Annotated in this window: 10 protein-coding genes; 6 read left to right on the top strand and 4 right to left on the bottom strand. The window is 71.0% G+C overall.

The features are described 5' to 3' along the window. Positions 1-491: 491 nt before the first annotated feature. Positions 492-1,412, top strand: coding sequence for a hypothetical protein (locus tag CCN35_RS02980; protein ID WP_086791427.1), 921 nt, complete (start codon positions 492-494; stop codon positions 1,410-1,412). A 50-nt stretch (positions 1,413-1,462) separates the two neighbouring features. Here the strand turns inward: CCN35_RS02980 and CCN35_RS02975 are convergent, their stop codons facing one another. From CCN35_RS02975 to CCN35_RS02965, 3 genes are all read right to left on the bottom strand, one after another. Beyond that, positions 1,463-1,687 carry a DUF397 domain-containing protein gene (locus CCN35_RS02975; protein ID WP_067400653.1) on the bottom strand — a complete coding sequence of 75 codons (225 nt, stop codon included), beginning with the start codon at positions 1,685-1,687 and terminating at the stop codon, positions 1,463-1,465. A gap of 179 nt (positions 1,688-1,866) precedes the next feature. Then, positions 1,867-2,091 carry a DUF397 domain-containing protein gene (locus CCN35_RS02970; protein ID WP_067400650.1) on the bottom strand — a complete coding sequence of 75 codons (225 nt, stop codon included), beginning with the start codon at positions 2,089-2,091 and terminating at the stop codon, positions 1,867-1,869. Between the two features lie 7 nt (positions 2,092-2,098). After that, positions 2,099-2,950 carry a helix-turn-helix domain-containing protein gene (locus tag CCN35_RS02965; protein WP_067400646.1) on the bottom strand — a complete coding sequence of 284 codons (852 nt, stop codon included), beginning with the start codon at positions 2,948-2,950 and terminating at the stop codon, positions 2,099-2,101. Between the two features lie 239 nt (positions 2,951-3,189). Between CCN35_RS02965 and CCN35_RS02960 the strand changes: the two genes are divergently transcribed. From CCN35_RS02960 to CCN35_RS02950, 3 genes are all read left to right on the top strand, one after another. Then, positions 3,190-3,609 (top strand): ATP-binding protein, encoded by a 420-nt coding sequence (locus tag CCN35_RS02960; protein WP_086791426.1) that lies wholly within the window; start codon positions 3,190-3,192, stop codon positions 3,607-3,609. A 101-nt stretch (positions 3,610-3,710) separates the two neighbouring features. Next, positions 3,711-4,676: a tetratricopeptide repeat protein gene (locus CCN35_RS02955; protein WP_086791425.1), complete on the top strand. Its 966-nt coding sequence runs from the start codon at positions 3,711-3,713 to the stop codon at positions 4,674-4,676. A 120-nt stretch (positions 4,677-4,796) separates the two neighbouring features. Beyond that, entirely contained in the window at positions 4,797-6,539 is a 1,743-nt protein-coding gene (locus tag CCN35_RS02950; protein ID WP_086791423.1) for a peptidase M16 family protein, read from the top strand. Positions 6,540-6,762: 223 nt separating this feature from the next. On the opposite strand, the gene CCN35_RS28840 is transcribed toward CCN35_RS02950, so the two are convergent. Then, positions 6,763-6,936: a hypothetical protein gene (locus CCN35_RS28840; RefSeq protein ID WP_211285482.1), complete on the bottom strand. Its 174-nt coding sequence runs from the start codon at positions 6,934-6,936 to the stop codon at positions 6,763-6,765. A 265-nt stretch (positions 6,937-7,201) separates the two neighbouring features. Here CCN35_RS28840 and CCN35_RS02940 point away from each other — a divergent pair, with 265 nt between their 5' ends. Both CCN35_RS02940 and CCN35_RS02935 read left to right on the top strand, forming a co-directional pair. Then, on the top strand, positions 7,202-7,834 hold the full coding sequence (locus CCN35_RS02940) for a SurA N-terminal domain-containing protein (RefSeq protein WP_086791421.1): 633 nt from the start codon (positions 7,202-7,204) through the stop codon (positions 7,832-7,834). A 110-nt stretch (positions 7,835-7,944) separates the two neighbouring features. After that, positions 7,945-9,000, top strand: a complete 1,056-nt coding sequence (locus CCN35_RS02935) for a nucleoside triphosphate pyrophosphohydrolase (protein ID WP_245862991.1) — start codon at positions 7,945-7,947, stop codon at positions 8,998-9,000. Positions 9,001-9,015: the final 15 nt, after the last annotated feature.

Here is a 9,015-nt window from a genome sequence, read left to right as displayed (position 1 = left end):
TTACGGGACAGCCCTTAGGCGAGGACCGGCTTGGTGGCGAAGGCGGCCCCGTCGCTGGTCCGGTTGTTCGCCCGGTGGGCCGGAACCTCGATCCAGCAGGTCGGCAGGTACAGCTCTCAGTCGATCACGGTATGCCTCCTTCACGTATTTCCTTCAGGTGGTGATCGAGGAGGGCCTGAGAGAAGCGAACGATCTTCGCGCCCAGGCGTAGTTCGTATGCAATCTTCTCTGATCTGTGTGCTTCTTGTGATCATCCGTTCGAGATGATCGTGTGCGTCATTCGTTCGCACGCTGATCCGAAAGCGCCGCAAGCCATGTCCCCTGAGCTCCTGAACATTTTTGGCATCCTGGGAACCCCCGTCATCATTTGGGCCCTGTGGAGCAGTACCCGGTTGGCCAGGGCCAACCGGAAAGGGACGGCCGGGGTCGACGTCGCTGCGTACGGGCTTCTGCCGCGTGCGGAGCTGGATCCGACACGGGACAGCCCGCCTGTGCCGGAGGTGGTCGAGGCCGTGAAGGCGGCCCGGGAGGGCGACTGGCGCCCGGGTGCGGATCTGCTCGCCGCAGCGGGCCAGGAGTGGGATCTGCGGTGGGACCGGCTCTGTGCGCTCGCCTCTGTCGCCTCCCAGGACGACCGGTGGCTGAGCGCCTGGCAGGCCGAGCGGCCCAAGGATCCCGACGCGGCGGCCGTGTACGCGCAGGCGCTGCTCTATCGGGCCGGGGACGTCCGTGGTGCCGGCCTGGCCAAGGATGTCCCCGCCGAACGGATGGCCCAGTTCCAGCAGTTGCTGCCGGCCTCCCTGTACGCCGCTCAGGAGGCCGCCGCACTGGCGCCGCACGACCCGTCCCCTTGGGTCACGATGGTCGCCGCAGCCCGCGGACTCGTCCTGCCGCACGAGGAGTTCCGCCAGCTGTGGAGCGAGCTGACCGCCCGCGCCCCGCACCACTTCTTCGGGCACCTCGAGGCCCTTCAGTACTGGTGCGCCAAGTGGTGCGGCTCGGACCAGCTGGCCTACCGTTTCGCGAAGGAAGCCGCCGCCTCCGCCCCCGCGCACACGCTCTTGTCCGTGCTGCCGCTGATGGCCTCTTTCGAGCAGGCGCTGCAAGGCCCCGGCCTCATGCCGTTCGCGGGCCGGAACTCGAAATCCACGATCAACGCCCTTCTGGACGCGGTCTCCGCCGCACCCGCCGACGACCCGCGGCTGCCGCTGGCCCGGCATACGCTCGCCGCCGCCTTGGCCCAGGCCGGGCGGGGCCGTGAGGCTCTTGAGCAGTTCCGGCTGCTGGAGCCGTGGGTGGGTGCGCAGCCTTGGACGTATCACAGGGATCCCGTCGCCGCCTTCGACCGTGCCCGCGCCATCGCCATCCTCCGCGCCGGCAGGCGGTCCGCGACTGCGGCCCGCAGCGCGTAGCGCGACCTGGTCAACCCATTCGCGGGGTCGGCGCAGTCGTCCCGGACCGGTCAGTCGTGGGATCCGGTGAGGCCGGTCCCCGTCGAGAGGCTCTGATTCTTGAGGGCTTCGATGAAGGTGGTGAAGGCTCCGGCCTGGAAGGTGAGGACGGCCCTGGCCGGGGTCTTGGAGTCGCGTATGGCTATGTGGGTGGAGGAGTTCGTGATCTCGACGCACTCGTTGCCGTCGCCGGGTCCCGAGTAGGACGACTTGCGCCAGGTGCCGGTGGTGCCCATGGGTACCTCACAGCTTCTTAGTGATCAGAGCCGGACTCTTCAGGTTCTCTTGGTGTTGGTGTTCTTCACGCTCACGTGCCCAGCACATACAGCAGTTCTGCACGCAACGATCAATCCTGCTGGTATGGATCTGGCTGCGCCTTGGCGCTTCCAGTTCCCGCGTGGCTGTCCCAGGCTGATCAGTCGTGGGATCCGGTGAGGCCGGTCCCCGTCGAGAGGCCCTGGTTCTTGAGGGCTTCGATGAAGGTGGTGAAGGCTCCGGCCCGGAAGGTGAGGATGGCCCTGGCCGGGGTCTTGGAGTCGCGTATGGCTACGTGGGTGCGAGAGTGGGCGATCTCCACGCAGGAATCGCCGTCACCAGGGCCTGAGTAGGACGACTTGCGCCAGTTGCTGATGGTGCCCATGGATGCCTCACAGCTCCTTCGCCATCTTGTGGATGAAGTCGCGCGACTGTTCGACTTCGAGTGAGGTCGCTACCACTTTATGGAAGAGCCCTCGGCATGCGCCGAGTTGAGCCTCGGAGTCGATGAAGGCCGCACCATGAGGTCCGTCGCGTACAACGGTGTCCAGCCTGGGGACGGGGCCGCCCGCGTACAGCATGGCGCTCGCGGCACCAGCGAACCCGTCCAGGTCGAAGGGGATGACACGAACGCTGATGTGGTCCGCCTCGGACAGCTCCAGGAGGCGGGTGAGCTGCGTGCGTGAGGCGGCACGGTCGCCGGTTCTGATGCGCAGCGCCGCCTCGTGGATGACTGCTTCGTAGGGAGTGGCGGCCGGCCCTTCAAGGACGACCTTCCGTTGCATTCGATGCTGGACGCGCAAGTCGATTTCCGGAGCGGGAAGTTCGGGAACTCGATAGGAGAAGACGGCGCGGGCGTACTCCTCTGTCTGGAGCAGACCGGGGATGAACAGGAACTGCACCTCTCGGAGGAACGTGGCGTGGTGTTCCAGCTCGGCCAGGTCGAGGAACCGTGTGGGCAGCGCGCCCCGGTACTTCTCCCACCAGCCGCGCGTGCGATCGGTGGCCATGGCCACCAGTGCATCGATCAACTCGACGTCGGTGCAGGCGTAGTGAGCAGCAAGGCGTCGCACGCGCTCCTCGCTCACACCTGCTGCGCCGGACTCGATCTGACTCATCTGCGCTGAGTCCGTGCCCAACAGTGCTGCGGCTTCGCGCCCTTTGAGCCCGGCGGCCTCACGCAGTCTACGCAGTTCAGTACCCAGGCGCTCTTGACGTGCGGTGGGCTGTCGCCTGCGCGGCATGACTTCCTCCTCGCCCTCAACTGCGGTGGTGCCGTGACCCGTTCGAGGGCATGTGACGGTGACGGCTTGCGGCGTCCCAAATTGTGGCCCTACCGTCGGTGACGCGACGCACACGCTGCGGAATCCCGGGACCCCGGAAGCGCACCGCTCCGTCCTGCCATGACGGCTGCGGCAGGCCACCGCCCGCATCCGCCGCTCATCACCGTTACCTCTCTCACCTCACCTCATGGAGCTGAGTCATGCCCGAAACCGGCATCACGACCGACCCCTGGGAGTACTGCCTCTCCATCCCCAACGACCCACGTGCCGTCACGGTCAGCCGTCGTACCCTCCGTCTGATCCTCACCCTGCACGGGCTGATCCGTCTGGTCGACGTGGCCGAACTGCTCGCCGCCGAGCTGGTCTCCAACGCCGTACGGCACACCAAGGGGCCCGCCGCGCTCCGTGTCCGCTGGTCGGCCGGTGTCCTGCGGATCGGGGCGTGGGACGCCGACCCCGCGCCGCCGGAGCCGCCCGTGCCCCTGGAGCAGGCCGCCGACCTGGAGGAGGGGCGGGGGCTGGCGCTGGTGCGGGCCTGTGCCGACCTGTGGGGGTGGCAGCCGCTGGCGAGGGAGGGCAACCGGGGCAAGGTCGTCTGGTGCGAGCTGGCCACCGCCTGACCGACAGGGCGGCGCGTCACCGGAAAAACGCCGCCGCGCACCGCCCGGCCTGCGGGCTTCCCGTCGGTGGCACTGTCACAGGTCTCCCTTAGGATCCGCGCATGTCGTTCACCTCCTCCGCGTCCTCGCTGCCGTCGCCCGACTTCGAGGTCGCCTCCGCCTTCCCCGAGGCCGTCCGACTGCGGCAGGACGCCGCCGCGGGGGACTGGGCCTCGGTGCGTCAGTACGTCGACTCCCTGCCGCAGGGCACCGACCGGTCCTTCGCGACCAGCGTGCTGGCCGAGATCCCGGGCGTCGAGCAGTCGTTGCGCGAGCTGGTCGCGGCCGATCCGGACGACGTGTTCGCCCTGACCGTGCTCGGCTCCCGTGAGATCGAGGCCGGCTGGGAGATCCGCACCGACGCGCGGGCCAAGGACGTCAGCCGTGAGCAGTTCGCCGCCTTCCACGCGCACCTGCGGGAGGCCGAGAAACTGCTCATACGGGCCACCGCCCTCGACCCGTCCTACGACGCGGCCTGGGCCGAACGGCTCAACACCGCTCGCGGACTGGAGCTCGGGCAGAACGAGGCGCGGCGCCGGTACGACCGGCTGGCCGCTCATCATCCGCACCACTTCACCGGCCAGGCACGTCTGCTCCAGCAGCTGTGCCCCAAGTGGGGCGGAACCTGGCAGGCCGCCCACGGCTTCGCCCAGGAGTGCCTGCGGAACGCACCGGACGGAGCGCTGAACGGCGGCCTGGTCGCGGAGGCGCACCTGGAGCACTGGGCGGATCTGCGCACCAGTCAGGAACGCGCCGCGTACCTGCGGCAGCCCCATGTCCACGCCGAACTCGTCGAGGCCGCCGAGCGCTCGGTGCTCCATCCGGACTTCCGGCCCGCCCACGCCTATGGGTGGGTCACGGTCCAGGGATGCTTCGCCGCCCTCTTCTCGCTGATCGGGGACCGTGCCCGGGCCGCCGTGCACTTCCGTGGGCTGGGCAACCTGGCCTCGGAATACCCGTGGAGCTATCTGGGCAAGCCGGCCGACGCCTATGTCAAGTACCGCGACGCCGCCCTCGCCGGGGGCTGACGGCCCGCGCCACCGGGCACGCCGGAGCCGCCGGGCCCCTCGCGCCCATCAGGCACCCCCGGAGCCGCCGGGCACCCCTGACCTCGCCAACGTGACAAACACCCCGAACAGGGACCGACGATGAACCCACAGGCCACCGTCCGCCTCACCGAGACCGACGGCATACCCACCCTTTTCGCACAGGCCGCCGGACCGATGCGCGCCGGACTGGTCTTCCGCGTCGGCATCGCCGACGAGACGCTGGCCCGCGCCGGCGTCACCCACCTGGTGGAGCACCTGGCCCTGCACCGCCAGGGCCTGGCCGACTACCACTTCAACGGCGCCACCAAGGCCGCCTTCACCCACTTCCACGTGGAGGGCACCGAACACGAGGTGGTCGCCTACCTCCAGGGCGTCTGCGACTCCCTCACCGCTCTGCCCATGGAACGCCTGGAGACCGAGAAGGAGATCCTGCGCACCGAGGAGGCGCGGCGCGAGCTCCCTCTCCTGCCGCTGTGGCGCTACGGCGCCCAGGGATACGGTCTGGTCAGCTACCCGGAGTGGGGCGTGCGGAACCTGGGGCCGCAGGAGGTGGAGGCCTGGGCGCAGACCTGGTTCACCCAGGGCAACGCCGTGCTGTGGGTCGCCGGTGAGCGCCTGCCGGAGGGGCTCACGCTCAAGCTGCCCGCCGGTCAGCGCCGTTCCCTGCCCGCCGTCACCTCCGCCCTTCCCACCACCCCCGCCTACTTCTCCGAAGGCACGGGCGGCGTGCTGCTGGACGCCGTCGTGACCGACAGCGCCGCCGCCCAGCTGTACGCGGGTGTCCTCGAGAGGGAGCTGTCCCGTGCCCTGCGCCAGGAAGGCGGCTTCTCGTACACGGCGGCAACCGACTGCACCGCGCGCCGTGACGGATTCGCCGTGGTGACGGCCTTCGCGGACGCCCTGCCGTCCAAGCAGGACGCGGTGCTCGGCGGCTTCGTCGACGTCCTCGCCGCGCTCCAGGTGGGCCGGATCGGCCAGGGCGACCTGGACGCGGTCCGCACCCGGGCCGACAGTGCGCTGACCGCGCCCGACGCGGCCGTACGGCGGCTGCCCGCCATGGCGGAGGACCTGCTCGCCGGGCGGTCCTTGCGCACCCTCGACGAGCTGCGCGCCGAGCTGCGGGCGGTGACAGCCGAGGACGTGCACAAGGTGGCTCTGGAGGCGGCGGAAACGGCTCTGATGCAGGTGCCCGGTGGGCACAGCGCGGACTGGGCCGGGTACACGGCGGCCCCGACGAGCTCGCCGCACGCCGTGACCGGACGGCGGTTCGCCTCGAAGAGCAACGACGGCTCGGCGCTGATCGTGGGGGAGGAGGGGGTCAGCGTGACGACGCGTGCGCAGGACGGCACGGAACGCGCGGCGACCGTGCTCTACCGTGCGTGCGCGGCTGTGCTGAGCTGGCCGGACGGCGGCCGTCGGTTCATCGGCACCGACGGTGTGATCGTCGACGTGGAGCCCGGCTTGTACGGCGTCGACGCCCCCACCATGGCGGCCGTGGCCGCCGCCGTGCCGCCGGCCGCGGTGGTGGGGATGCCGCCCAGGGAGCGGCCGCCCGTGCCGAAACCGGGACCGGCCCCCGACGGAAGCGGCGCGCCCCACGCCGGCTCGTCGCAGCGGGCCGCGCTCCCCCGGCGGACCGCCCTCCAGACGGTGGCCGTGGTCGTCTTCGGGCTGCTCGGCGCCCTGTGCGCCTTCCTGGCTCTCTCGTTCACGGTCTTCGGGGCCGAGGATCCCGAGCTCAGCACAGGTGAGTGGATCGCCATCTCGGCCTTCCTGTGGGGGTTCACCGGCCTGGTGAGCTGGCCGGCCGTCAGCATCCTGCGCCGCACCCGCCGGCTGTGACCGGAGCCGGGGCTGCCCCTACCGCCCGTACGAGCAGCCGTGCGCCTGTCTTGAACAGGCGCCGGCGGCGTCCCGTACGCCGTCTGCGCCTGCTGCGCCGGCTGCCGCTTGTCGAAGACGGCGAACAGCGGCATCAGCGTCGCCGCCGGCAGGCACAGCAGGACGACGACGCCCAGGAGCGGGTCGCCGTCGCCTCGGGACGTGAGGCCCCTCCACGAGAGCGTCACGCACTTGCGGAGGGCGAACGCCGCGAACGCCCCCAGTCCGAGCCCCGGCCGCGGCGGATCGCCGCATACAGGAACGGGACCCGCACCAGCAGGCCCACCGAGCCCCGCACCAGGACCGACCGGACGATCCGCTGGAGCCAGCCGGCCTCCAGGCGCTTTTCCGTCTCCACCCTCCAAGCAGGTACGGAGGGCAAGGCCAGACCACGGGAGGGGGCGGACGGCCCCGGCCGGGAGGACCGCTTCGAGAACGTGATGATCCGCGCCGGGGGCGATCACGGGCCGGCCCGGCCGGACGCCACCGGCGGGATTGGGGCGGCGGTGCCCGAAGTCGCGATGAATCGTTGGTCCAATGGCTTGGCCGGAGCACGGCCGCTGCCTACCATCGATCACCGCAAGACCTTGTGCACCACCGCACAAACTCCTCGGGAGGTTTCCTTGCACCGCCGCCGTCGCACCGCGCTCGTCCTGTCCGCCGTGATCGTCGCGGCGGCCCCCCTGCTCACTGCCTGCGGCAGCGACGCGCATCCCGGCGCGGCGGCCATCGTCGGCGGACAGCGGATCACCGTGGCGCAGCTGCAGAACAGGGTGAACGAGGTACGCCAGGCGCAGCGGTCCGCGGTGGCCGACGAGACGCAGTACCAGCAGATCGTCGCCAGGACCAGCACCCTCACCCGGGACACCCTGCACCAGATGGTCCTCGACCGGGTGCTCGAGCACGCCGCCGACAGCGCCGGCGTCAAGGTCACCCGCCGCGAGGTCCAGCAGCTGCGCTCCGAGATGGAGCAGCGCACGGGCGGTGCCAAGGCGCTGGAGACCAACTGGCTGAACCAGTTCGGGGTGCCGCCGCAGCGCCTCGACGAGAACCTGCGTCTGCAGCTGAAGGCGCAGAAGCTCGCGGAGCGGCTGGGGACCGACACCAGCCGGCCGGACTTCTGGAAGGCGCTGTCCAAGGCCTCCGACGAACTGGACATCGACCTCAACCCGCGCTACGGCAGCTGGGACAGCCGGCAGCCCAGCCGGGTGGAGGCGAAGACGCCGTGGCTGAAGGACGTCTCGGCCGTCAGCTGATCCGCGGCTGACTCACGTCCGATCGGTGCCGGCCGGCGTCGGCCCTGGCCGGTCCGGGTCCGCTCGGGCTGCCCCGGGGCGGTGCCGGCCTGGTGCGTTACGTTCGGAGCGTGAACACCACCAGCGCGACCACCCCCGAAACGGCCCCGGGCCGGATCGTCCTGCTCACCACCAGTCACCGGGTCGCCCCCGGCCTGCTGTCCTGGCCCGCCTGGCAGGCGCTGCGCACCGCCGACCGCGTGCTGTGCGCGGACGGGGCGCATCCGCAGCTGCCGTATCTGCGGGAGGCCGGGGTGACGGTCGAGGAGGCGTCCCCGACCGCCGAGGAGCTGGTCGAGGCGTGCGCCGGCGGCCGTACGGTCGTGGTCGTGGCCACCGGGGAGGGCGAGCCCGCCGTGACCGACGGCCTGGCCCGCCTGGCCGGTTCCGGCCGGACGAGGATGCCGGAGCTGGAGCTGCTGCCCGCCTCCTACGACCTGCCGGGCGCCCGTCTGCTCGACCTCGTCCAGGTCATGGACCGCATCCGCGCCGAGTGCCCCTGGTCGTCGCAGCAGACCCACAAGGGACTGGCGAAGTACGGCATCGAGGAGGCGTACGAGCTGGTCGAGGCGATCGAGGACGGCGACCGGGAGGAGCTGCGCGAGGAGCTCGGCGACGTACTGCTCCAGGTGGTCTTCCACGCCCGTATCGCCGAGGAGGACCCCGAGGAGCCGTTCTCCATCGACGACGTGGCCGGCACCATCGTCGACAAGCTGATCCACCGGCACCCGCACGTCTTCGGCGAGGAGACCGCGAGGACTCCGGAGGAGGTCAGGGCGCACTGGCTGCGCACCAAGGCCGTCGAGAAGCGGCGCGCCTCCGTCACCGAGGGCATCCCGCTCGGCCAGCCCGGCCTCGCCCTCGCGGCGAAGCTGGCGTCCCGGGTCCGCACGGCGGGGCTGGACGTTCCGCTGCCCCCCGTCGAGGGCATCGGCTACGAGCTGCTGGCACTGGCGGTCCGGGCCGAGGCGGAGGGCGTGGACCCGGAGGCGGCACTGCGGGCGGCGGCACGGGCCTACCGGGACGCGATCCGGGCCGTCGAGGAGAAGCAGAAGAAGGAGCAGAAGGACCCCGGGGAGCCCGGGGAGCCCGGGGAGCCCGAGGGCCTCGAGGAGCACGAGGCCTGAGACCGGCCCCCGTGA

The sequence above is a fragment of the Streptomyces thermovulgaris genome (assembly GCF_002155915.1).
In the GTDB taxonomy this organism is placed as follows: Bacteria; Actinomycetota; Actinomycetes; order Streptomycetales; family Streptomycetaceae; genus Streptomyces; species Streptomyces thermovulgaris.
This window is presented reverse-complemented; position numbering and strand designations above follow the sequence as displayed.